The following is a 22,799-nucleotide window of genomic DNA, read 5'->3' as shown; positions in this document are numbered from 1 at the left end:
ATTCCGAACCCGGAAGCTAAGCCCTCCAGCGCCGATGGTACTGCACCCTAACCAGTGTGGGAGAGTAGGACACCGCCGAACTAAACCCGAGTTAGAGCCCCCAACACCACGTGTTGGGGGCTCTAACCCTATCTCGGCGCTTACCTCTATCTCGGCGCTCGCGCGTCGTGGGCGAGCGGTCGCCGATAGACTATGCAGTCCAGTTGAGGTAGTCGGCCATGGCGCCGGACCACAGACGGGTTTGCACCGTCCGAGGATGGTCGCCTGCCCGCCGGCGCGGAGCGGCGGTACGCCGCGTACGCCCTGGAGTAGACCGCGCAGTTGGACGCCTTGTTGTCCGCGATGGTCCCCGCACGTCCGTGATGTCGTAGGCATCGCCTACACTCGGCGAGTGTGAGACTCGTGATTGCCGAATGCCAGGTCGACTACGTCGGCCGTCTGACCGCGCACCTGCCGATGGCGAAGCGTCTGATTCTCGTGAAGTCGGACGGTTCGGTGAGCATCCATGCGGACGATCGCGCGTTCAAGCCGCTCAACTGGATGAGCCCGCCCTGCTGGCTGTCCGAAGAGGCGGCGCCCGAGGGCAGCGACGCGCAAGCGGTGTGGGTGGTGACGAATAAGGCTGGCGAGCAACTGCGGATCACCGTGGCCTCGGTCGAGCACGACTCGTCGCACGAGTTGGGGTTAGATCCCGGGCTCGTGAAGGACGGTGTCGAAGCCCATCTGCAGGAGTTGCTCGCCGAACACGTCACGACTCTCGGCGAGGGGTACACGCTGATTCGCCGCGAGTACATGACAGCCATCGGGCCGGTCGACATCCTGTGCCGCGACGCGGACGGCGGCACGGTCGCCGTCGAGATCAAGCGACGCGGCGAGATCGACGGCGTCGAGCAGCTGACTCGATACCTGGACTTGCTCAACCGTGACGCGACCCTCGCGCCCGTCGCGGGAGTCTTCGCGGCGCAGGTCATCAAACCGCAAGCGCGGACCCTGGCAACCGATCGTGGAATCCGTTGCGTGACACTGGATTACGATCAGCTCCGCGGTACTGAGAGCACCGAGTTCAGGCTGTTCTGACTCTCGACTCAGGCGCTGGCCGTGCGGTGCCCGTCGTCGCTCGGCGCCTTCTCGTCACGCCCAGACGGGCCGTAGCGGTCCTTGTCGTAGTCGTCGATCGAGTATTCGTCGTCGACGGCGTCGAGCACATCGGTCGACTGAGTGGCCGGGGTGTCGGCGTCCGGCTGATCGCCCGCGGTGAAGCGGTCACGGCCCGACAACGTCCGGTTGAGCAGATCCAGATCGTCGGATTCGTCGATCGCCACCAGATCCCGTTCGTCGCCCGACAGCGCGAGCGCCTCGGGCAGGTCGGTGAGATGCTGGCGCAGAGCGTCCAAGTGGTCGAGGATCTGGCCGTGCGCGTCGTGAGCGGCGCCCGCCAGTTCGCGCGAGCGCGCGAGCCGACTCATCGCGACCGAATGCGCGGCGCCGCCCAGTCGCGCACCCTCCGCCTCCGCGTCGGCGACGATTTCCTGGGCGCGACGACGCGCGTCGTCGAGAGCGGCTTCGGCCTCTCGTCGGATTCGGTCGGCCTCGGCGTCGATGTCGGCGGCGCGTCGCTCGGCGTCGGTGATGAGGGAGTCGGAGTGCTCTTGCGCGAGTTCCTTCGTGCGCTCCGCGGCGGCCGCCGCGTCGTCCCGCTCCTGCTGGGCGTTCTGACGGGCGACGCTCAACGTCTCCGCAGCCTCGTCACGGGCGTTCGCACGAAGTTCGGCGGCTTCGTCGGTGGCGAGTTGAAGCATCCGGGACACACGGTCGCTCATCCCGGCGACGGTGGTCGGCGGCACCGACAGGGTGTCGACCTCCCGCTGAAGACCGTGCATCTGGGCGCGAGCCTGCTCGAGGCGTTCGTGCAGGTCGTCGGCGCTCGCGTGCGCGGAGTCACGATCGGCGGCCATCATCTGAAGCTCGGCGTCGAGCCGTCGAATGTGGTCGGTGACGTGATCGCGGTCGTACCCGCGCATGACGATCGGGAACGGGCTCTGACGCTGGCCAGGAGTTGACATGCCTCTAGTGTAGGGCGGCGAACTCCGGTACTACCGGACCCGCCGCCCCGTGTCCTCGCACAGTTTGGTAGAAGCCGGGATGCTAGTGCGCGTCAGCTGCGGGTTCGACGAGTTCGAGGAGGACCCCGCCCGCGTCTTTCGGGTGCACGAAGTTGATCCGCGAATCGGCGGTGCCGCGCTTGGCCGTGGGGTAGAGCAGACGCACGCCTGCATCGGTCAGACGCGTCGTGATCGCATCGAGGTCGGTGACCCGCACCGCCATCTGCTGAAGTCCCGGACCGTTGCGGTCGATGAATTTCGCGATGGTCGACTCCTCGTTCAACGGGGCGAGAAGCTGGATCAGTGCGCCGGTACCGCCGCGCGGGCCGACCATCGCCTCGCGGACGCCCTGCTCTTCGTTGATCTCCTCGTGAAGATTCTCGAAGCCGAAGTTGTCGCGGTACCAGGCGGCGGACGCGTCGAGGTCGGCGACGGCGATGCCGACGTGGTCGATGCCGACGACGAGGTCGCCGACCGAGGCCAATGCGCCGTCGTCAGAGGTGGTGCTGTTCACATGCTCGGATGCAGAGTTACTCATTCCCTAACGGTAGCTTGGAGGGGACTATGCACTGTTTTCGACTAGGAGTTGGCTGAATGTCCGACAACACCACCGTCATCGTCTCGGGCGCTCGCACGCCGCTGGGACGCCTCATGGGAACGCTGAAGGGACACTCCGGTGTCGACCTCGGCGCCGTCGCTGTCAAGGGCGCACTCGAGCGTGGCAACGTCGATCCCGCAGAGGTCGACTACGTGATCATGGGCCAGGTCCTCACCGCGGGCGCCGGGCAGATGCCCGCCCGCCAGACGGCGGTCAAGGCGGGCATCGGCTGGGACGTCCCGGCGCTGTCGATCAACAAGATGTGCCTGTCGGGCATCGACGCCATCGCTCTCGCCGACCAACTCATCCGCGCCGGAGAGTTCGACTGCGTCGTCGCGGGCGGCCAGGAGTCGATGACGCAGGCGCCGCATCTGCTCCCGGGGAGCCGCGGCGGCTTCAAGTACGGCAACACCGAGCTCGTCGACCACACCGCGTACGACGGGCTGCACGACGTCTTCACCGACCAGCCGATGGGCGGCCTCACCGAGGAGCACAACGCCACCGACGGCTTCACTCGGGAACAGCAGGACGAGTTCGCCGCACGCAGCCACCGGTTGGCCGCCGCTGCCGCTGCGAACGGCGTCTTCGACAATGAGATCGTTCCGGTCCAGATCCCCCAGCGCAAGGGCGACCCGGTCACCTTCACCACCGACGAGGGGGTCCGCGCCGACACGACCGTCGAGTCGTTGAGCAAGCTGCGCCCCGCATTCGCCAAGGGTGGAACGATCACTGCGGGCAACGCGTCGCAGATCTCCGACGGTGCGTGCGCCGTCGTGGTCATGAGCAAGGCGAAGGCCGAGAAGCTGGGTCTCACCTGGCTCGCCGAGATCGGCGCCCACGGCGTCGTCGCGGGCCCGGACTCGTCGCTGCAGGAGCAGCCGGCCAACGCCATCCTCAAGGCGTGCGCGAAGGAGGGCATCACGCCCGCCGATCTCGATCTGCTGGAGCTCAATGAGGCGTTCGCCGTCGTCGGCCTCGCGTCGACCAAGTCTCTCGGCGTCGACCCCGAGATCGTCAACGTCAACGGCGGTGCGATCTCGCTCGGCCACCCGATCGGCATGTCCGGCGCTCGCATCACGCTGCACCTGGCACTCGAACTCGCCCGCCGCGGCGGCGGGGTCGGCGCTGCCGCACTGTGCGGCGCAGGCGGCCAGGGAGACGCGCTCATCGTGCGCGTCCCGAAGGCGTGATCGGCATGAAAGACTTCTTCACTCTCACCACTCCCGCGAAGTGCTTCCGCTTCTTCGCCGTCGTCGAAGCCATCACCTGGGCCGCGCTGCTCATCGGCATGGCGTTCAAGTACGGGGGCGGCATCGATTCCGCGGTGCGGTATCCCGGAATGGCGCACGGCGCCGCGTTCGTCATCTACCTGATCGTCACCGTGTGGGCGGCGATCGCGTTGAAGTGGAACATCAAAACCCTCATTCTCGCCGGCCTCGCGTCGATTCCGCCGTTCTTCACGGTCTGGTTCGAGGTGTGGGCCCGCCGCAACGGGCACCTGGGTGAACTGTCGCACGATGCGAACGCACGTGGCGGCGATGAAGCCGACCGTGACAAACTGACAGTGTGAGCAGTCCTATGAACCGCAGGCAGACCGCAGCAGCGGCCATGCAGCAGGCAGGCGCCATGTCGGGTGCCGTCGATCTGTCCGTTCTGAAAGAACGTGCCGAGGCTCAGCGGGCGCGGGCCGCAGCGCCCGCCCCGCAGCCGGGCGCCGAGCAGCAGGCTCCCGGCCCGCCCCCCGAGGGGGCGTCGATCATCGACGTCACCGAGGCGACCTTCGAGTCCGATGTCGTCGCGCGGTCGGACAGTCAACTCGTCATCACTCTCCTGTGGGCGGGGTGGAGCGAACCGAGCGTCCAGCTGGCTCAGCTCCTGGAACAGCTCGCGGCACGTGCGGCAGGTGCATGGACGCTGGCGCGCGTCGACGTCGACGTCGCTCCGCGGATCGCGCAGGCGTTCGGCGCGCAGTCGGTGCCGATCGCGATCGCGCTCGCGGGCGGGCAGCCGGTGTCGGCGTTCGACGGCAGGCAGCCGCTCGAACAGGTCGGTGCGTGGCTCGACGAGGTCACCTCGAAGATGGGCATCCCGGCCCCCGACGCGGGTGTCGACGAGCCCGAGCCGGAAGACGATCCGCGTATGGTGGCCGCCGAAGAACTGTTGAACTCCGGCGACTTCGACGGCGCACTCGCCGCCTACGAGGCGATCGTCGCGTTGGAGCCGACCAACACGGAGGCCGCGTCGGCGGCGCGGAACGTGAAGTTCATGATCCGCGCGCAGGAACACGACCCGACGATCTTGGAGACCGCGCAACCCGGCGACATCGACGCCCAGTTCGCGGCCGCCGACGTCCTGCTGCTCGGTCAACGTCCCGAGCAGGCCTTCGATCGGATCATCGACGTCGTTCGCTCCGCTGACGGCGACGACAAGGCCCGCGCACGCACCCGCCTGTTGGAGCTCTTCGAGCTCTTCGACCCCGCGGAGCCCTTCGTGGTCTCGGCTCGCCGGAAGCTCGCCGCCGCGCTCTACTGAGTAGTCAGACCGGGCGCGACACTAGTGCTGAACGTCGTTGTCGGGCGCGAGCCAGACCGACGAGCGAGCGGGCAGGGCCACCCAGGCGCTGGCGCTGCGGCCGTGACTGGGCTGCGGGTACGCGTGGACGGCGCCGAGATTGCCGACGCCCGACCCGCGATAGTCGAGGGCGGCGGTGTTGAGGATCTCGCGCCAGCGTCCCGCGACCGGCAGCCCAATCCGGTAGTCCGGGAGATCGTCGTCGGAGAAGTTGAACAGGCATGCGACGAGATCGTCCCCGTCGGGGTCGCAGCGCACGAACGCGACGACGGCGTGCTCCGTGTCGTTCGTGTCGAGGATGTCCAGACCGGCGGCATCGGCATCACCGCGATACAGGGCGGGTCTGGCCCGCATGAGTCGGCCGAGGTCGCTGACCAGACGTGCGATCCCGCGGTGGACGGGCCCGTCGTCGCCGTGGAGCGCACCCCAGTCGACACCGAGATGATCGGACCATTCGCCGACCTGACCGAATTCCTGGCCCATGAAGAGCAGGTTCTTCCCGGGATGCGCCCACTGGTAGGCGAGGAGCGCGCGCACGTGGTCGGCACGCGCCCGGTCGTCGCCCGGCATCCGCGTGGTGAGCGTGCCTTTACCGTGCACCATCTCGTCATGGCTCAACGGCAGCACGTAGCGTTCGCGGACGGCGCCGGTCAACGAGTCGAGCAGGGCCGGGTTCTGCCCGCCTCGGTCGGCGGGTTCGGTCCCGAGGTAGTCGAGGGTCCGGTGCATCCAGCCGAGGTCCCATTTGAAGTCGAAACCCAGCCCGCCGTCGGCCGTCGGTGAGGTCACGCCCGGCCACGCCGTCGACTCCTCGGCGATCATCAGCACACCCGGATGATCGCCGCGGACCAAGTCGGTGAGGTCGCGCAGGAAGTCGACGGCCTCCTCGTTGCGGTGACTGCCGTCGGGCGCGGGCCGCCAGTGGCCCGGACCCCGCGAGTAGTCGCGGTAGAGCATGGCGGCGACGGCGTCCACGCGCAACCCGTCGACATGGAACTCGTCGCACCAGTAGCGGGCGCTCGCCAGCAGGAAGCTGCGCACCTCGTCGCGCCCCAGATTGAATGCGTACGTTCCCCAATCGGGTTGTTCGCGCCGCAGCGGGTCGGCGTGCTCGTAGAGCGGGGTGCCGTCGAACTCGCCGAGCGCGAACGGGTCCTTCGGAAAGTGCGCGGGCACCCAGTCGAGGATCACCCCGAGTCCGCGCCGGTGGCAGTGGTCGACGAGGTACCGCAGATCGTCGGGCGCACCGAACCGTGCGGTCGGTGCGAAGAATGAGCCGACCTGATACCCCCACGACGGCCCGTACGGGTGCTCGGTGAGCGGCAGCAGTTGCAGATGGGTGAAGTTCAGTTCGGTCACATGGTCGGCGAGCAGATGTGCGGCACGCCGATAGTCCAGACCCGGGCGCCACGACCCGAGGTGCACCTCGTAGACGCTCAGCGGGCGGCGGACCGGGTCGGCCAGCTCCCGGTCGGTGATCCAGTCGGCGTCCGACCACGCGTACTGCGACGGGGCGTCGACGATTGACGCGGTCTCCGGTGGACACTGTGTTCGATGGGCGAGGGGATCGGCCTTGTCGCGGATCAACCCGTCGGCTCCGACGACCCGATACTTGTACCGGTCACCGACGGAAGCGCCCGGCACGAACAACTCCCACACGCCGTCGCGACGGGACATCGGATACTGCTGCGCACCCCACGCGTCGAAGTCGCCGAAGACGGCGACGCCTCGCGCGTTGGGCGCCCACACGGCGAAGTCGACGCCGGATACCTGGCGACCCGACGCTGTGGTTCGACGGCGGGCGAACGCGCCGAGCACGTCGACGACGCCGTCCGGGCCCGCCCCGATCGCGACGCGCTCGGCCGCGCTCGACCGCGGACCGAACAGATACGGATCGTCGACGTCCACCGTGACGTCGCCGTAGTCGACCGAGAACCAGTAGTCGGTGCAGGGGAGATCGGTGCGGGGGAAATCTGGGCGGTCCGCTGTGAACAGCGGGCCGTCGACGTGGCGCAGCGGCTCACGGCTCCCGTCCGACGAGACGATGTGGCCGCCGCGCGCTCCGGGCAGCAGTGCGCGGACGATGCCGTCGTGCGCGCCGAGCACCGTCTGCGGGCTCGGATGCGTGCCCGCCAACAGTCGTGCGATCGAATCCACGCCCGGCTATCCCGCGGTCAACCGTCGGAGCGCGGCGACGACGGCGCCCTTGTCGCGCGTCTTCCAGAACGGTGGCAGGCCCGCCATCAGGTATCCGCCGTAGCGGGCGGTGGCGAGCCGGGGATCGAGGACGGCGACCACGCCGCGGTCGGCCGTCGACCGCAGGAGACGACCCGCGCCCTGCGCCAGCAGCAGGGCTGCGTGATTCGCCGACACGGTGAGGAATCCGTTGCCGCCCCTGGCGTCCACATCGCGTTGGCGTGCCGACAGGAGCGGATCGTCGGGCCGCGGGAACGGGATGCGGTCGATCATCACCAACTGGAGCGACGGCCCGGGAACATCGACGCCCTGCCACAGCGACAGCGTGCCGAACAGGCACGTCGCCTCGTCGTCGGCGAACCGTCTGATGAGCGTCGACGTCGCGTCGTCGCCCTGGCACAGGATCGGGAAGTCGACACGTTCGCGCAGCTTCTCGGAGGCCTCCTTCGCGGCCCGCATCGACGAGAAGAGACCGAGGGTCCGTCCGCCTGCGGCGGTCATCATCTCGACCATCTGGTCGAGCGTCGCCGCCGCGATCCCGTCGCGGCCGGGTGGCGGCAGGCGGTCGGCGACGTACAGGATCGCCGCCTTCGGGAAGTCGAACGGCGAGCCCGCGTCGAGTCCGCGCCAGCCGTTCCCGCGTGCCCCATCGTCGTTGACGTCCCCGTGCGGTGGCAGGCCCCATGTGCGCGCGAGCGCGTCGAAGTTGCCGCCGAGCGTCAATGTCGCAGACGTGAGAATGACCGTCGAGTCAGTGAACAGCGACGTCCGCAGCAGGCCGGCCACCGACAGCGGGGCGATCCGCAGCGTGTGGCGCGTGTTGTTGCGGAAGTCGTCGACCGCCTTCCAGACGACGTCGAACCGCTTGGTGATGTCTGCCTCGCCGAACACGGTGAGGGTGCGGACCACGGTGTCGTGGAGCGAGTCGGTCGCCGACATCGCCATCTGGCGGGCGGCCGCGGCCTCCGGGTCCGTGCCGGGTTTGGCGGGTCCGATCTCGCTGCGCGCGTTCCACAGCCGGTCACGCAGGGAGGCGAAGATCTCGCCTGCACCGTTCGGCAGACGGGTCCACTCGCCATTCTGCGACTCCTCGAGGAGGATGCCGAGCTGCTCGCCCGCGCCGACGAGCGCGTCGGCCGTCTCGTCGGAGACGAGCTTGCCGAGGCGGCGGGCCACCAGGGTGACGCCCGCGGCGGAGATCTCTTCGGTGGTCACCGACGTGATGCGGTCGACCAGTTCGTGGGCCTCGTCGATCACCACCACTTTGTGTTCCGGCAGGATCGTCGCCGGACTCATCGCGTCGATCGCGAGCATCGCGTGGTTGGTGACGATGACGTCGGACGCCCCGGCCTTGCGCCGGGCGATCTCGGCGAAGCAGTCTTCGCTGTACGGGCAGGCGTTGGCGCCGAGACACTCTCGGGAGGTCACACTCACCTGACGCCACGAGCGGTCTGACACGCCTTGCGGCAGGTCGTCGCGGTCGCCGGTCTCGGTGTCGGAGGTCCACTCGCGCAGACGCGTCACCTCACGGCCGGTCCGCGACAGCTCGAAGGCGTCGAACAGTTCGGTGTCGGGTTCGTCCGCGACACCCGTGTGCACTTTGTTCAAGCACAGATAGTTGGCGCGGCCCTTGAGGATCGCGAACTTGGGTTCGCGACCGATCGGTTCAGCCAACGCCGACGCCAGCCGCGGCAGGTCGCGTTCGGTCAACTGGCGTTGCAGCGCGATGGTCGCCGTCGAGACGACCACCGTCTCGTTCGATTCGACGGCGTGCCGGATCGACGGGACCAGGTACGCCAACGACTTGCCGGTGCCGGTGCCCGCCTGCACGGCCAGATGCTCGGCGTCCTCGATCGCTGAGGCGACGGCGGTCGCCATCGTCACCTGTCCGTCGCGTCGGGTGCCGCCGAGCGCGGCGACCGCGTGGTCGAGGAGCTCGGGGACCTCGGGGACGCTCACGCGGCAGGCGTGCCGGTGTGCAGCAGCGTCCCGGTCACCTCGACGCCCGCCTCCCGGAGTTCGTGCAGGGCGGTCGTGGTGGTCGCTTCGGCGACGGCCGCGGTGAAGTCGAGCAGGACGCGGGTGTGCAGGCCGAGGCGCGCCGCGTCGACGGCGGTGGCGCGCACACAGTGATCGGTCGCGATGCCGACGACGTCGACCGCGGTGATCTCGCGGGCGCTCAACCAGTCGGCGAGCGACGTCCCGTGGACGTCGGCCCCCTCGAAACCGGAGTAGGCGGCCGAGTAGGCGCCCTTGTCGAAGACGGCTTGGAACGGTTCGGTGTCCAGCGTCGGATGGAAGCCGACACCGTCGGTACGCGCCACGCAGTGCGGTGGCCACGAGTCGACGAAGTCCGGATCGTCGGAGAAGTGTGACCCGGGATCGATGTGGTAGTCGCGGGTGGCGACGACGGTCGAGTAGTCGCTGGTGATCGTGTTGACACCGGCTGCGACTGCGGCCCCGCCGATGACGGCGAGTGACCCTCCCTCGCAGAAGTCGTTCTGCACATCGACGACGATCAGGGCTCGGTGGGTGGACATCATTTCTCCGGTCGCGTGATGTAGCGGGTGCCGACGGCGGGATCGCCATGGCTCAGGCCCAGGCCCTCCCACGGCAGGGAGACGAGGCCGCGTGCGAGATGCTCGCGGGCGTCGGCGAGCGTCGGAACGTCGTCGACGGCGCGCCCACCGCGCACCAGCGGGATCTGTAGATCCCTGGCCTTGAGGCTACCGAGTCCGTCGACAGCCCAATAGCCTGCCACACCCTCATCCGCCACATCCCCGTCTGCGATACCCCCGCCGGTCACCACGATCTCCTCGACGATGGTGCCGGTGTCACGCGCGGCGCGTAGTGCGCGCTTGGCCCCGCCGTGACTCTCTTTGCGGCTCGAGCGTTTGGCGACCGGGACGCCGTCCACCTCGACCAGCTTGTACACCATGCCCGCGGTCGGTGCGCCGCTGCCGGTGACCAGCGCGGTGCCGACGCCGTAGGTATCGACGGGCTCGGCCCGCAGAGACGCGATCGCGTACTCGTCGAGGTCGCCGGAGACCACGATCTGGGTGGAGGTGGCGCCCAGGCCGTCGAGTTGGGCGCGGACCTGGCGCGCGAGGACGCCGAGGTCGCCGGAGTCGATGCGGACACCGCCGAGTTCAGGTCCCGCGACGGCGATCGCGTTCTCGACGCCCTGCCGGATGTCGTAGGTGTCGACGAGCAGCGTCGTCCCGGTGCCGAGTGCGTCGATCTGCGCGGCGAACGCGGCCTTCTCATCGCTGCCGTCGGCCGTCGCGAACGACAGGGTGAAGGCGTGTGCCGCGGTGCCAGCACTCGGGACACCGTAGGTGCGGGCGGCTTCCAGGTTGCTCGTCGCGGTCAGTCCCGCGAGGTAGGCGGCGCGCGCTGAGGCCACCGCGGCCCGCTCGTGGGTGCGCCGCGAACCCATCTCGATGATCGGTCGACCGGCGGCCGCGCTCACCATGCGGGCGGCAGCCGAGGCGATCGCACTGTCGTGGTTGAGGATCGACAGGATCACCGTCTCCAAGACGACGCCTTCGGCGAAGCCGCCGCGCACGGTCATGATGGGGGAGCCGGGAAAGTAGAGCTCGCCCTCTCGGTAGCCGTCGATGTCGCCGGAGAAACGGTAGTCGGCCAGCCAGTCGAGGGTCGGCTCGTCGACGATGCCGCGCAGGGCGGAGATCTCGTCGCCGGAGAAGCGGAACTCCTCGAGAGCTTCCAGGACACGGCCGGTGCCGGCGACGACGCCGTACCTCCGGCCGTCGGGGAGTCGTCGGGCGAACACCTCGAACACGCACTGACGATCTGCGCGCTCGGCCTTGATGGCGGCGGAGATCATGGTCAGTTCGTACTGGTCTGTCAGCAGCGCGGTACCGGTCACATTCGCTACCCTATTACTCATGGTGCGCGATGAGTCGACGCCGGGCACGAGCACCGGTACCGCGGTGGCAGAACCCGAGGTCGTGACGGACCGACCGTGGGTGGCCGTGGTCTGGGACGACCCGGTGAACCTCATGAACTACGTGGCGTACATCTTTCAGAAGCTGTTCGGATATTCGGAGGCGCGAGCACGCGAACTCATGATGCAGGTACACAACGAGGGCAAGGCGGTCGTCTCCTCGGGCGACCGCACCAAGATCGAGATCGACGTCCGCAAGCTGCATGCGGCCGGTCTGTGGGCGACGATGCAGCACGACTCGTGAGGCGACCCCGATGAGGACGTGGCGTCGGACCGGGACCGGCACACAGGTGCGGATCTGCTCGAACCTGGAGACCTACGAGTGCCAACTGCTCGCCTCCATGGTCGAGTCGATCTCCGAGTTGCTCGTCGAACGCGGGGACTCGGCGCCGAGTGACGAGTTGTCGGCGCTCACCGGCATCGCCACCGGCCATTCGCGTGCGCCGGAAGACGTGACGCTGGGACGGCTCCTGCCCGACTTCCATCGCCCCGACCAGGAGGACGAGTTGACCGCCGCATCGGTGGCCTCGGACCTCAACGGCGGACTCCGAAGCGTCAACGAACCCCACATCATCGACGCCAAACTCGACGCGGCACGTACCGTCCTGGACACCCTGCCTCCCGGTGGCGGCGACATCCGGCTGACCGAAGCGGAAGCCGACCGCTGGCTGTCGGCGCTCACCGACGTGCGGTTGGCGCTCGGCGCGATGCTCGGCATCGACGACGAGCCGATGCGGCTGCCGCCCGACCATCCGCAAGCCGCGCACCGTGACGTGTACGACTGGCTGTCGGTGGTGCAGGGGCTGCTCGTCGAAGCGTTGATGTCAGACGAGTGGACGCAGTCGGACTGGGACGTCCCCGAATGACCGATCGACTGCCCGTCGCGCAACCGGGGAACCGGATCACCGACGTCGCCGGAATCGGCGTCGGACACCACCATTTGATCGACGACGTGGTCGTGGTCGGGACGGCTACCGAGCCCGGGGCGGGCTGGGCGACCGGCGCAACCGTCGTGACCGTCCCGAGCGGGGCGACATGCGCGGTCGACGTGCGCGGCGGCGGTCCGGGCACGCGGGAGACCGATCTGCTCGAACCGGGCAACAGCGTGCGCGGCGCCGACGCCGTCGTGTTGACCGGCGGCAGCGCGTACGGACTGTCCTCGGCGGACGGCGTGATGCGCGGACTCGAATCGGCGGGCATCGGGCTGCCGATGGACCGTCAAGGCCACGTGGTGCCGATCGTGCCCGCAGCGGTCATCTTCGATCTGCCCGTCGGCGGGTGGGAGAACCGACCGGACGCGGAGTTCGGGGAGCGTGCGCTCGCCGCGGCGGGAACCGAGTTCGCGGTCGGCTCCGTCGGTGCGGGCGCGGGCGCGCGCGCCGGGGTACTCAAAGGCGGAGTGGGGACCGCGTCGATCACGGTGACTGACGGGCCCGCACGGGGGCTGACCGTCGGAGCCCTCGTCGTCGCGAACCCCGTCGGCCAGGTGGTCGACCCGCAGACCGGGCTGCCGTGGGGTGCCGAAGACCTCGCCCACCACGGGCTGCGGCCGCCTGCCGTCGCCGAGTTGACCCGGCTGCGGGCGCTCGAAGCGAAGGGCACCGTCCTGAACACCACGATCGGCGTGGTCGCCACCGATGCGACGTTGTCGGTGCCCGCCGTGCGCCGGCTCGCGATGTCCGGGCACGACGGGATCGCCCGCGCCGTCCGACCTGCCCACTCGCCGCTCGACGGCGACACGCTGTTCGCGGTCGCGACCGGTGCGCGGATCGCCGACCCGGACGCCGCCGTCGACATCCCGTCCGGCATGGAGTCGGACATCGCCGTCGTCGCCGCGCTGGCTGAGGCGTCCGCGACGGTCGTCCAACGGGCCATCGTCGCGGCCGTCGTGACCGCGCGCACCGTGGCCGGGATCCCGTCATACCGCGACGTCGTCGCATCAGCGTTCGCAGGCGGCTTCGCGTTCGGGGCTGGAGACGAGTGACCGCGAACCTGCCGGATCCGTTCGCGGACCACTCTGCCGGCCGAGCGGCGTCGAGACCCTGGGACCGCTGGTTGCAGATCGTCATCGTCCTGGCGGTCGTCACGGCGATCATGTTCGCCGTCGAGCTGCTCGACGTCGTGATGGACGGTCGCCTCGACACACACGGCATCGTGCCGCGCACGTGGTCGGGTCTGCCGGGAGTCGTCTGGGCGCCGTTCCTGCACGCTGACTTCGCTCACCTGATCTCGAACCTCATTCCGGGCTTGGTACTCGGGTTCTTCGTCCTGTTGAGTGGTCGTGCGCTACTGGTGACCGCCGTCGTGTGGGTGGTGTCTGGGCTCGGAGTGTGGTTGACGTCCCCGTCGATGTCGATCACGGTCGGCGCCTCGGGAATCGTCTTCGGATGGTTGACGTTCTTGATCGTGCGCGGCCTGTTCAATCGTGACGTGTGGCAGGTGGTCGGCGGCCTCGTCATCCTGGTCGTCTACGGCGGCATCCTGTGGGGTGCGTTGCCGGGGACGTCCGGCGTGTCGTGGCAGGGGCACCTGTTCGGCGCCGTCGGCGGCGTGCTCGCGGCGTGGATGACCGCGACCTCGGCTTCCGGTAAGCCGTCCACCGGCCGGAAGGCCATCCAACCGGGAGGACTGTCCTGAACCACGGACCCATCGGAATCTTCGATTCCGGCGTCGGCGGCCTCACCGTCGCGCGCGCGGTGATCGATCTGCTGCCCGACGAGGACATCGTCTACATCGGCGACACGGCGAACGGTCCCTACGGACCGCTGACGATCCCGGAGATCCGGGGTCACGCATTGTCGATCGGCGACGAACTGATGCGGCGTGGCGTCAAGGCGATCGTGATCGCCTGCAACACGGCGTCGGCCGCGATGCTCCGTGACGCACGGGAGCGGTACGCGCCGATCCCGGTGATCGAAGTGATCCTGCCCGCCGTCCGACGTGCCGTAGCGGCGACTCGCAACGGCAGGATCGGTGTCGTCGGGACGGAGGCGACCATCGCCTCGCGCGCCTACCAGGACTCGTTCGCGGCGGCCCGCGACATGGAGATCATGGCCGTCCCGTGCCCGCGGTTCGTCGACTTCGTCGAACGCGGTGTGACCAGCGGACGCCAGATCCTCCAATTGGCCCAGGGATATCTGGAGCCGTTGCAGGAGGCGAGCGTGGACACCGTCGTTCTGGGGTGCACTCACTACCCGTTGCTCTCGGGCGTCATTCAGCTGGTGATGGGCGACGAGGTGACCCTCGTATCGAGTGCCGAAGAGACGGCGAAGGACACGTTTCGGGTGTTGACCGAGACCGAGTCGCTCAATCCGCACGACGGGCGTGAAGCCCACCGGTTGTTCTCTGCGACAGGCGATCCGGAGCAGTTCACGAAGTTGTCGCGACGCTTCCTCGGCCCGCAGATAAACCATGTGACGCACTTCTGACGAGTCTCCTGTGATCTGTCTCGCTTCAGGTGTGCCGCGAATCGGTCGATCACCCGCGCCCCGTTCGATGCTTGATTCCGAGTTGAGCATGGCAAAGTGGGCTGTATGCGATTGACGGTGCTCGGGTGTTCGGGGAGCGTGAACGGCCCCGGTGCCGCGTGCTCGGGCTATCTACTTCAGGCCGACGGCCACGAGCCGGTGCTGATCGACTGCGGGCACGGGGTGTTCGGCGAACTGCTCCAGCACGCCGATCCGAATCGCGTCGCCGTCCTGCTGAGTCACCTGCACGCCGATCACTGCATGGACATGCCCGCGATGCTCGTGTGGCGTCGGTGGGCGCCGGAGATGGCGACCGAACGGTCGCTCCTGTACGGTCCGGCGGGCACCGCGCTGCGCATCGGTGCGGGGGCGTCGGAGTACCCGGGGCAGGTCGACGACATCTCCGACACCTACGACGTCCGAGAATGGGTGGACCGGACGGCGGTCGACATTCACGGTCTGCACATCGAGCCGTTCAAGGTGGACCATCCGCCGAGCACATTCGGTCTGCGCATCACCGGACCGGACGGCGAAGTGTTCGCGTACAGCGGTGACACCGGCGTGTGCGACGAGGTGGTCGAGCTCGCCCGCGACTGCGATCTGTTCCTGTGCGAGGCGTCGTGGACTCACGAGCCCGCCGCGCGGCCGATGGGGCTGCACCTGTCCGGGACCGAAGCCGGCCAGGTCGCCGCACGCGCTTCGGCGCGCTCGCTGGCCTTGACCCACATCGTCCCGTGGAGCGACGCCGACGCCATCTTGGACGAGGCGTCCGCCGCCTACCCTGGACCGCTGCAACTGGTGCACCAGGGACAGGTCATCGAGGTCCGCCCGCCGCTGTAAGACGCCTGGGGATCACGCCCTGGGCGTGAGTAGTTTGCGCTCAGGGCGTGATCGTTCCTGCCCAGGGCATCACTTTGTGCTCAGGCCTCAACCCTGTGCACAATCTCGTGCCCTGGGCGTGGGCGAGCGGTCGGCTGTCACGCCCTGGGCGTGACATGCTCGATGTATGGCCAAGCGATTGTTGGACGTCGCCGTGATCGTCGTCGCGACCGCCATCGCGATAGCCGTCGCACTGTGGGTCACCCCGATGCAGACGGTGGAGGCGGTCGGGCAGACGGTCCGTGTGGGTGCGACGCAGCCCTCCTTATCGTGGAGCGGACTGTCGTGGAGCGGCCCGGGCGAAGTGGATCTGTTCGGGCAGGAGCTGCCGACCACTATCGAATTCTCCGGACCGATCCGGCCGCGCCTCGAACTGACCGATCTGCAGTTGACCGGGCAGCTCACCGATCTCGCCGGACCCGACAGCGACGAGTCCGCGCGGTCGGCGGCGCAGCAGGAGTTGACGGATGCGCTCGTCAGTGGCTGGCGAAACTATCTGATCCTGCAAGTCCTCATCGTCGCGGCGGTGACGGTGCTGCTGCTCGGCGCGATCGCGGGCTGGCAGCGGCGGTCGCTCAAACCGTCGATCGCGTTCGTCGCCGTGGGGGCGCTCTTCGCGGTGGCTGTCAACGTCGGGGCGTTCGTGTCGACGGCGTTCTCCACCACCGACCAGCTACGAGGCATCGATTCGCTCGCGTCGCTCGTCGGCGCCGCGCCGGCGGCCGTGGCCGCACCCCGCGAGACGCCGACCGGAGTGGCGGGCAAGGTCGTGGTGATCGGCGACTCGACAGCGGCCGGGATCGGCAATCCGGCGTTGGCCGCGCCGACGCGGGAGGACTCCGCCTGCGAGCGGACCAGCGGATCGTTCGCCGTCGCATTGGACCGATCCACCGGGTGGGAGGTGGCCAATCTGGCTTGCAGCAGTGCCACCATTCGAGAAGGGCTGCTCGGCGATCAGGAGCGCGGAGGCGACGAGGTGCCGCCACAGCTGCCCCGGGCGTTGGCCGACGCACCGGGCGCGCTGATCATCAGCGTCGGCGCGAACGACGTCCGCTGGTCGCAGATGATCGGTCTGTGCGCGACACTGCCGGACTGCGGCGGGGCCGCGACGGACGCGTACTTCCGGCAGCAGTTGTCGGTGTTCACCCGTGACTATCTCGTCTTGCTCACCCAGTTGCGGTCGTTGCCCAACCCTCCGACGGTCGTCATCAACCAGTACTACGATCCGCTGTCGGACGACACCGCCTGCGTGCGCGACCTCGGCATCACCGAAGAGAAGGAGAAGGTTCTGCGGGGTTGGCTGCAGTCGCTGAACACGGTGCTCGCCGAGGGGGCGCGGGCGTCGTCGTTCCAGACGGCGCTGCCGTCGTTCGCCGGGCACGGGGTGTGTTCGACGGCTCCGTTCGTGCAGTCGATCGACGGAGCCGCGCCGCTGCATCCGACCACTGCAGGGGGTCTCGCGATCGCGCTCGCCGACCAGGCGGCGCTCCTCGAATCTGGATTCCGGTAATGACCCGCGCTCAGAACGGCGGCTCACCCCAGTAAGCGTCGGATGCGCTCTCGGCAGCGAGGCGAGCACGTCGATTGACAGCGCCCACCGTTGAGCGACCGACAGCGCGCGACGTTGCGTGAACTTCTGCGACCGATCCGGGAACGTCACCCTCGCGTCCGCGGGTGCCGCGTAGTCGATCGGCTGCCCGCACAGATGACACGGCTTGCCCGGCGTGCCCCTGAGCATGGACACGGACCGGCGGACACGAGACGACGGGTGCAACGAGAAGCCCGCACCGATTGGTGCGGGCTTCATTTGAGCAGCGGGCGTCGCTGCGCTTCTGGTTCTAACCCCTGCTGACCTGGGCTGCCAGGTAGTCACGGGCGGGCGTGTTGGAGGCACGCGGTCGTGACCGAAAGCATGTAGCTGTATGTACTACAGTTGTAATACACTAGAGGCGTGGACGTGGACTGGAGTCACCGGGGCGAATACATGCGAGCCAAGCATGGCATCACGGTCGCCTGGGCAAACGAGGCGCTCGCCGACCCGGATGCCTTGGTCGAGGTACCCGACCCAGCCAGCAAGTCCGGGGTCAGCGACCGAACGACAGGATGGTCCACCGGTGCCGGAGACCTCGTGGTGGTCATCACCACCACCGAGGAGGACGGCACGACGTACGGACTCAACGGGTGGCTGGCCAACTCCACCGCTCGACGCAAATACGACAACCAGAAGGGATCGACAGCATGAGCACCAAGAAGATGGGCAGACTCGAGCAGGCCCTCGCCGAAGCTGACGAGATCGAACAGAACCCCGACCGAGTAGTCCGCAACGATGTGAAGGTCACGCGCGGGCATGGCCGCGCTCGTACACTGCAGGTCAGGCTCAACGACGACGAGATGGACGCGATCGAGGCGATCGCTGCCGAGCGTGAGCTGCCGGTCTCTACTGTCGCCCGGGACATTCTCCTGCAGAGTCTTGACCGCGTGAACGTCCTAGGTCATCACGTCGGACCAGAAGAGATCGACTACGCGATCGAGACCTTGGCTATGCTGCGCGACGATCCTGCGTTGATCGTGCGCGTCAAAGAGACTACCGAAGACAGCCCCGCCGGAGGTCAGCGTAGGACCGTCGTCGCTGACAGTCCGACCTCCCGTAGGCTCCGTACGTCATTGAGACGGTAGAGCTTCTCGTCCTCGCTGGTGATCCAGTGCGAGAGCACGCGCCCGTTGTGCCGCCATGCCCTCGGCTGGAGCTTGCCCTTGGCCCGCCAGTTGTGCCAGGTGCTCTTGGCGATCGGCTCCCCGAGCTCACGCATCACACGTTGAATCTCGTCGGCGCGCATCAGGTAGCCGGACAGCTCGGTGAGCAGCTTCTGTTCGAGTGCCCGAGCGTCGTGGGTGGTGCCGCATCGCACGCACACCACGACGTCGGCACCGACGGTGACTGTCTCCCCCGGCTCGGTGCGGGCTGCGTACAGCGGCACCCACACACCTGCGGTGCGCCGTGCGACATGGTGCCCACGACTGCCGGACACGGCCCCGGTAGATCGGCGGCAGCGGACGGTCGATGGTCTCGAGTCTGCGCCGGGCCACCGTCGTCGGCTCGTCGAGGGCGAGCGCCGCGTCCGGCGAGCACGCTAGCCGGTCAACGTGGGCGGCCAGGTCGAGTCGCGCTGTGTCCTTGCATTCGATAGTTACGCGCTGCCCGTGCAGGCGCACGCCGCCGATGTCGCCTTGTCGCGGCTTCCGTTCTTGACGCGGCGGTCGATCCGGTCGTCGACGTGCGCAGCGAGGCAGTCGGCGATCTCACGTTCGAAGCGCGACCCAGCAGCCTTCGTAGATGACCTCGTGCGTGTCATCGGCTCAGCTCCTGCGCGTCGAGGCGACGGCAGCGGGTGAGCGCGCCGCTTTGGGTTTCGATCCACCCGTTGGGGTCACACCGGCTGCACTCGTCGATGGCTCGCCGTCGCGAGTCGAGCAGAGCGCGGTCCATCGTCACCTAGGGGGCCTTCTCGCATTCGCTGCTTTGGCGGCGGATTTCGCGAGCGACGGAGATGATCTCGCCGGGCTCGGGTGCGGTGACCGCAGTGTCGGCGGCCCGGCATACGACAGCATCGAGCAGGTCGCGCTTGCCGAGCTTGTGTCGGTTGAACATGTCGGCCCACACGTCGGCGGTGACGCGGGTGGATACCTGGCACCGCCGAGGACGGCGCGGACGGCCGACCGGTGGACCGGTTCGGCGCGCGTGCGCCGCGGGTCCTTCGATGAACAGGGCGCGATGTTGCAGACCGCGACCGGTAGGCCGTGGCTGACCCGCAACGAAGGCTCCTCGAATCTGGATTCCGGTAATGACGGTGAGTCAGAGATACTGACGGTGACTCAGAACGGCGGCGTGCCCCAGCGGGCGTCGGACTCGGCCTCGGCGGCGAGCCGGGCACGTCGGTTGACGGCGCGCCGGTGGGCGCGGGCCCGGTGTTTGCTCGCGGTGCGTGAGCTCTCTGCGCGGCTCATCGGCCGGATCGATGAGCCCGGGCGAGCTCTGTGGGCCGTGCCTGCACTGCATGTGCCCGAGTTCAGGGACCAACCAGTTGTTCAAGGCCTGCTGGCGCACCGTGTATCCGTCCGGTGTGGTGACCTCGGTCCAGACGACGCCGTTCGCATCGACGAATTGACTGTCGACCCAGCCGTCACCGTATGTCTTGAGCAGGTGATGGAACCGGCACTTGGGATTGAGATTGCACGGGCAGGTGGCCCCGCCGTCGGCGGGGGCGTCGTGGTTGTACTCGCACACGTGGTCGAGATCTGATTTCCACGCGGGTCGGTCGCATCCCGGCCACGAGCATGCTCCGTACACGCCGCGGATCACCGCGTCGCACGCGGTCGTCCGGGCGGTACGGGTCGGCGGCCTGGTGGGGGTGAGCCGCGACGTCGTCGAGGTCCACATCCCGACGTACCGCGTCGGCGCGGCCCGCGATGTCCCGGGCGTGCTCGGCTGAGATCGGGCCGAATCCGTCGAGGTAGGCGGGCGAATCATCGGAGCCGTCGAGGACCTCCTTGCGGCAGACGACGTGCAGGACGACGTTCGTGCAGCGTTCTGCGACAGCGTGATCCGAGAGCTCGGCCATGCAGTCGGCACGCTCGCACGCGCAGGTGAACGCCATGCCGTTGATCCGGGCGAGCGCAGCATCGGACCTGCGGTGTGCGACCGAGCGAGGGTCGTGTTCGCAGACACCCGCGATTATGGCGTTGATCGACTCGAACGACAGTGCTGCGTCCTCCGCGGATGTGGTGACGATCATCTGGGAGAGGTCGGCATCGAGCGGTGCGACGATGACTTGCTTGCCGGCCTTCGTCGACTCCCGTGCCTCGTGCGCAGCATCGGGATCGAACGCGACGACCACCGCGCGCACGGTTTTGGCCACGCGCGGAACAGACAGCCCGCCGATCTCGCGGAGGCGCAGAGCGGCGTCCGCGTCGATCGCGGCGAGCAGTTCCTCGTCGACGACGTTCGCGGTCTCCAGGACCGCCTGCGCGAAGGCGTACGGGGACATCAGGCCATCGCGCATCACGCGCCCGATCGCCGGGATCCGGTCGAAGCACGCGAGTGCACGATCGAGGAAGCCCTCGGCCGCGCGACGTCCGACGTGGGCGACGACGGCGTACGCTGCGGCGACCTGCGTGAACGGATTGCACACACGGTCGTACTCGGAGTCCTCGCTGTAGGCGGGGTCGGCAAGGCGGCCCTCGTAGGCGGCGTGCAGCGCGCGGTAGCGGTACCAGGTGAGCGTGCCTTCGCACGCGGCGACCTCGCCGGCGAACGCGATCAGATCGCCGCCCCCGTCGGTCGGCAGCCGCAGTTCGACAGCGAGGTCGTCACCGTCGACCCGGTACGAACCGCTCGAGCCGAACCGGCCGGACGATGCGCTCGGGGCGATGAGCGTGGCATTCATTCTGACCTCCACGGCTTCCCCTTTCGGTATGAGTGACCAACCTAATTGTTAGATCGTTTATGTGTTCGATTATAGGGAGGGGGTCTGACAATTCCGAGAGCCCGAACTGTGCTCCTGCGCGGTCCGGATAGAATCGCGACCGTGAGCACACGAGAAGACGGCAGGGCCGACAACGAGTTGCGCCCCATCAAGTTCACCCGCGGATTCACTTCGCATCCGGCGGGATCGGTCCTAGTGGAGTTCGGGAACACGCGTGTCATGTGCACCGCGTCGGTCGCCGAGGGGGTCCCGTCCTGGCGGCGCGGCTCGGGGCTCGGTTGGCTGACGGCCGAGTATTCGATGCTCCCCGCGGCGACCCACGAGCGAAACAAGCGTGAATCGGTGCGCGGAAAGATCGGCGGACGCACCCACGAGATCAGCCGACTCGTCGGGCGGTCGCTGCGAGCCTGTATCGACCTCGCCGCACTCGGTGAGAACACCATCGCCATCGACTGCGACGTCCTCCAAGCCGACGGCGGCACCCGCACGGCAGCCATCACCGGGGCGTACGTCGCCCTCGCTGACGCCGTCGCCTGGCTCGGCGCCGCGGGTAAGCTCAACGACCCGCAGCCGCTGTCGTGCGTCATCGCCGCGATCAGCGTCGGCGTCGTCGACGGCCGTGTCCGCCTCGACCTCCCGTACGAGGAGGACTCACGCGCCGAAGTCGACATGAACGTCGTCGCCACCGACGCGGGCACCCTCGTCGAGATCCAGGGCACCGGCGAAGGTGCGACGTTCCCGCGTCGTACCCTCGACGCGATGCTCGACGTCGCGACCGAGGGCATCGAGCAGCTCGTCAAAGCTCAGCGCGAGTCGCTCGCCGAGCTGTACCCGGGTGTCCTGCCCACGCCGACGAAGTGAGTTCACGCGTCCTGCTCGCGTCGGGCAACGCGAAGAAGCTCGCCGAACTGAGACGCATGGTTGACGGCGCCGAGATCACCGGACTCGACGTGCTCGGGCTCGGCGATGTCGACCCGTACCCCGAACCCGTCGAGGACGGGGCGACGTTCGAGGACAACGCGCTCCTCAAAGCGAGGGAAGCCGTGGCGCGTACCGGCCTCGCGTCTCTCGCGGACGACTCGGGCATCGCGGTTGACGCACTGAACGGAATGCCGGGCATCCTGTCGGCGCGCTGGAGCGGTCCGGGCGGACAGGACGGGGCCGGACAGAACGGGGCCGGACAGGACGGGGCCGGACAGGACGAGCGCAACAACGACCTGCTCCTCGCGCAGCTGGCCGACGTCCCGACCCCGCGACGGGGCGCGGCGTTCGTATCGGTCTGCGCGCTCGTGCTGCCCGACGGTAGCGAGACCGTCGTCCGCGGCGAGTGGCGCGGCCAGATCGTGGGGGAGCGGCGCGGCACAGGCGGCTTCGGCTACGACCCGCTGTTCCTCCCCGACGACGACATCGCCGCGGGACGGACCGCGGGCGAGCTGAACCCTGCAGAGAAGGACGCGCTCAGCCACCGGCACAAGGCGTTGCAGCAACTGCTTCCCGCGCTGGCGGAGTTGGCGGAAGCCTGAACATCCGTCG

General features: G+C 68.4%; 26 protein-coding genes and 1 rRNA gene. 16 read left to right on the top strand and 11 right to left on the bottom strand.

Going from position 1 to position 22,799, the window contains the following annotated elements; all coding sequences use genetic code 11:
• Both rrf and nucS read left to right on the top strand, forming a co-directional pair.
• Positions 1–81 (top strand): 5S ribosomal RNA (gene rrf, locus L5G28_RS19565); the annotation flags it as partial.
• Between the two features lie 312 nt (positions 82–393).
• Entirely contained in the window at positions 394–1,077 is a 684-nt protein-coding gene (nucS, locus tag L5G28_RS13235) for an endonuclease NucS (RefSeq protein ID WP_236997622.1), read from the top strand.
• 8 nt (positions 1,078–1,085) lie between these two features.
• Here nucS and L5G28_RS13230 read toward each other — a convergent pair whose 3' ends face one another.
• Together L5G28_RS13230 and mce are read right to left on the bottom strand one after the other, a co-directional pair.
• Positions 1,086–2,063 (bottom strand): hypothetical protein, encoded by a 978-nt coding sequence (locus L5G28_RS13230; protein WP_237001920.1) that lies wholly within the window; start codon positions 2,061–2,063, stop codon positions 1,086–1,088.
• 82 nt (positions 2,064–2,145) lie between these two features.
• Complete coding sequence (mce, locus tag L5G28_RS13225) at positions 2,146–2,640, bottom strand: methylmalonyl-CoA epimerase (RefSeq protein WP_237001919.1); 495 nt, start codon at positions 2,638–2,640, stop codon at positions 2,146–2,148.
• Positions 2,641–2,696: 56 nt separating this feature from the next.
• On the opposite strand from mce, the gene L5G28_RS13220 reads away from it, so the two are divergent.
• Genes L5G28_RS13220 through L5G28_RS13210 form a run of 3 tightly spaced genes read left to right on the top strand, consistent with a single transcriptional unit; the run spans position 2,697 to position 5,232 of the window.
• Entirely contained in the window at positions 2,697–3,890 is a 1,194-nt protein-coding gene (locus L5G28_RS13220; protein WP_237001918.1) for an acetyl-CoA C-acetyltransferase, read from the top strand.
• A gap of 5 nt (positions 3,891–3,895) precedes the next feature.
• On the top strand, positions 3,896–4,270 hold the full coding sequence (locus L5G28_RS13215; protein WP_237001917.1) for a DUF3817 domain-containing protein: 375 nt from the start codon (positions 3,896–3,898) through the stop codon (positions 4,268–4,270).
• 56 nt (positions 4,271–4,326) lie between these two features.
• On the top strand, positions 4,327–5,232 hold the full coding sequence (locus tag L5G28_RS13210) for a tetratricopeptide repeat protein (protein WP_236997661.1): 906 nt from the start codon (positions 4,327–4,329) through the stop codon (positions 5,230–5,232).
• A gap of 21 nt (positions 5,233–5,253) precedes the next feature.
• Here the strand turns inward: L5G28_RS13210 and glgB are convergent, their stop codons facing one another.
• From glgB to L5G28_RS13190, 4 genes are read right to left on the bottom strand one after another with little or no spacing between them, the layout of a single operon-like run.
• Entirely contained in the window at positions 5,254–7,428 is a 2,175-nt protein-coding gene (gene glgB, locus L5G28_RS13205) for a 1,4-alpha-glucan branching protein GlgB (RefSeq protein WP_237001916.1), read from the bottom strand.
• Positions 7,429–7,434: 6 nt separating this feature from the next.
• A complete protein-coding gene (locus L5G28_RS13200; RefSeq protein ID WP_237001915.1) occupies positions 7,435–9,426 on the bottom strand; it encodes an ATP-dependent DNA helicase in 1,992 nt (663 codons plus the stop codon).
• Complete coding sequence (locus tag L5G28_RS13195; RefSeq protein ID WP_237001914.1) at positions 9,423–10,007, bottom strand: isochorismatase family protein; 585 nt, start codon at positions 10,005–10,007, stop codon at positions 9,423–9,425. The genes L5G28_RS13200 and L5G28_RS13195 overlap by 4 nt, the downstream gene beginning before the upstream one ends.
• Entirely contained in the window at positions 10,007–11,359 is a 1,353-nt protein-coding gene (locus tag L5G28_RS13190; RefSeq protein WP_372477223.1) for a nicotinate phosphoribosyltransferase, read from the bottom strand. Before L5G28_RS13190 ends, L5G28_RS13195 begins: the two co-directional genes overlap by 1 nt.
• Positions 11,360–11,378: 19 nt before the next feature.
• Between L5G28_RS13190 and clpS the strand changes: the two genes are divergently transcribed.
• The 9 genes from clpS (at position 11,379) to L5G28_RS13145 (ending at position 18,459) form a co-directional block, all read left to right on the top strand.
• Positions 11,379–11,681, top strand: a complete 303-nt coding sequence (gene clpS, locus L5G28_RS13185; protein WP_236997613.1) for an ATP-dependent Clp protease adapter ClpS — start codon at positions 11,379–11,381, stop codon at positions 11,679–11,681.
• A gap of 10 nt (positions 11,682–11,691) precedes the next feature.
• On the top strand, positions 11,692–12,303 hold the full coding sequence (gene aosR, locus L5G28_RS13180) for an oxidative stress transcriptional regulator AosR (protein ID WP_237001912.1): 612 nt from the start codon (positions 11,692–11,694) through the stop codon (positions 12,301–12,303).
• The gene (locus tag L5G28_RS13175) at positions 12,300–13,421 is read left to right on the top strand and encodes a P1 family peptidase (RefSeq protein ID WP_237001911.1); all 1,122 of its coding nucleotides are present in this window, start codon (positions 12,300–12,302) and stop codon (positions 13,419–13,421) included. Before aosR ends, L5G28_RS13175 begins: the two co-directional genes overlap by 4 nt.
• A gap of 110 nt (positions 13,422–13,531) precedes the next feature.
• Complete coding sequence (locus L5G28_RS13170) at positions 13,532–14,074, top strand: rhomboid family intramembrane serine protease (RefSeq protein WP_237001951.1); 543 nt, start codon at positions 13,532–13,534, stop codon at positions 14,072–14,074.
• The gene (murI, locus tag L5G28_RS13165) at positions 14,071–14,865 is read left to right on the top strand and encodes a glutamate racemase (protein WP_237001950.1); all 795 of its coding nucleotides are present in this window, start codon (positions 14,071–14,073) and stop codon (positions 14,863–14,865) included. The genes L5G28_RS13170 and murI overlap by 4 nt, the downstream gene beginning before the upstream one ends.
• Before the next feature lie 105 nt (positions 14,866–14,970).
• A complete protein-coding gene (locus tag L5G28_RS13160) occupies positions 14,971–15,744 on the top strand; it encodes a cyclic nucleotide-degrading phosphodiesterase (protein WP_237001910.1) in 774 nt (257 codons plus the stop codon).
• Between the two features lie 166 nt (positions 15,745–15,910).
• A complete protein-coding gene (locus L5G28_RS13155; protein ID WP_237001909.1) occupies positions 15,911–17,293 on the top strand; it encodes a GDSL-type esterase/lipase family protein in 1,383 nt (460 codons plus the stop codon).
• A gap of 441 nt (positions 17,294–17,734) precedes the next feature.
• Complete coding sequence (locus L5G28_RS13150) at positions 17,735–18,025, top strand: transposase (protein WP_237001908.1); 291 nt, start codon at positions 17,735–17,737, stop codon at positions 18,023–18,025.
• Positions 18,022–18,459: a YlcI/YnfO family protein gene (locus L5G28_RS13145; protein ID WP_237001907.1), complete on the top strand. Its 438-nt coding sequence runs from the start codon at positions 18,022–18,024 to the stop codon at positions 18,457–18,459. Before L5G28_RS13150 ends, L5G28_RS13145 begins: the two co-directional genes overlap by 4 nt.
• Here L5G28_RS13145 and L5G28_RS13140 read toward each other — a convergent pair.
• From L5G28_RS13140 to L5G28_RS13125, 5 genes are all read right to left on the bottom strand, one after another.
• The gene (locus L5G28_RS13140) at positions 18,393–18,761 is read right to left on the bottom strand and encodes a hypothetical protein (RefSeq protein ID WP_237001906.1); all 369 of its coding nucleotides are present in this window, start codon (positions 18,759–18,761) and stop codon (positions 18,393–18,395) included. The genes L5G28_RS13145 and L5G28_RS13140 overlap by 67 nt on opposite strands.
• A gap of 210 nt (positions 18,762–18,971) precedes the next feature.
• Entirely contained in the window at positions 18,972–19,136 is a 165-nt protein-coding gene (locus tag L5G28_RS13135; protein WP_237001905.1) for a hypothetical protein, read from the bottom strand.
• A gap of 140 nt (positions 19,137–19,276) precedes the next feature.
• Positions 19,277–19,432 carry a hypothetical protein gene (locus L5G28_RS13130; RefSeq protein ID WP_237001904.1) on the bottom strand — a complete coding sequence of 52 codons (156 nt, stop codon included), beginning with the start codon at positions 19,430–19,432 and terminating at the stop codon, positions 19,277–19,279.
• A gap of 224 nt (positions 19,433–19,656) precedes the next feature.
• A complete protein-coding gene (locus tag L5G28_RS19325; RefSeq protein ID WP_265744165.1) occupies positions 19,657–19,788 on the bottom strand; it encodes a hypothetical protein in 132 nt (43 codons plus the stop codon).
• 176 nt (positions 19,789–19,964) lie between these two features.
• Positions 19,965–21,227 (bottom strand): DUF222 domain-containing protein, encoded by a 1,263-nt coding sequence (locus L5G28_RS13125; protein WP_237001903.1) that lies wholly within the window; start codon positions 21,225–21,227, stop codon positions 19,965–19,967.
• A gap of 141 nt (positions 21,228–21,368) precedes the next feature.
• Between L5G28_RS13125 and rph the strand changes: the two genes are divergently transcribed.
• The gene (rph, locus tag L5G28_RS13120; protein ID WP_237001902.1) at positions 21,369–22,127 is read left to right on the top strand and encodes a ribonuclease PH; all 759 of its coding nucleotides are present in this window, start codon (positions 21,369–21,371) and stop codon (positions 22,125–22,127) included.
• Positions 22,124–22,789 (top strand): non-canonical purine NTP pyrophosphatase, encoded by a 666-nt coding sequence (locus L5G28_RS13115; RefSeq protein ID WP_308191978.1) that lies wholly within the window; start codon positions 22,124–22,126, stop codon positions 22,787–22,789. The genes rph and L5G28_RS13115 overlap by 4 nt, the downstream gene beginning before the upstream one ends.
• Positions 22,790–22,799 lie beyond the last annotated feature (10 nt).

This window comes from Gordonia liuliyuniae (assembly GCF_021739025.1).
Classification (GTDB): Bacteria; Actinomycetota; Actinomycetes; order Mycobacteriales; family Mycobacteriaceae; genus Gordonia; species Gordonia liuliyuniae.
The sequence above is the reverse complement of the archived record's forward strand: the minus strand, read 5'-3'. Positions and strand labels throughout refer to the sequence as shown.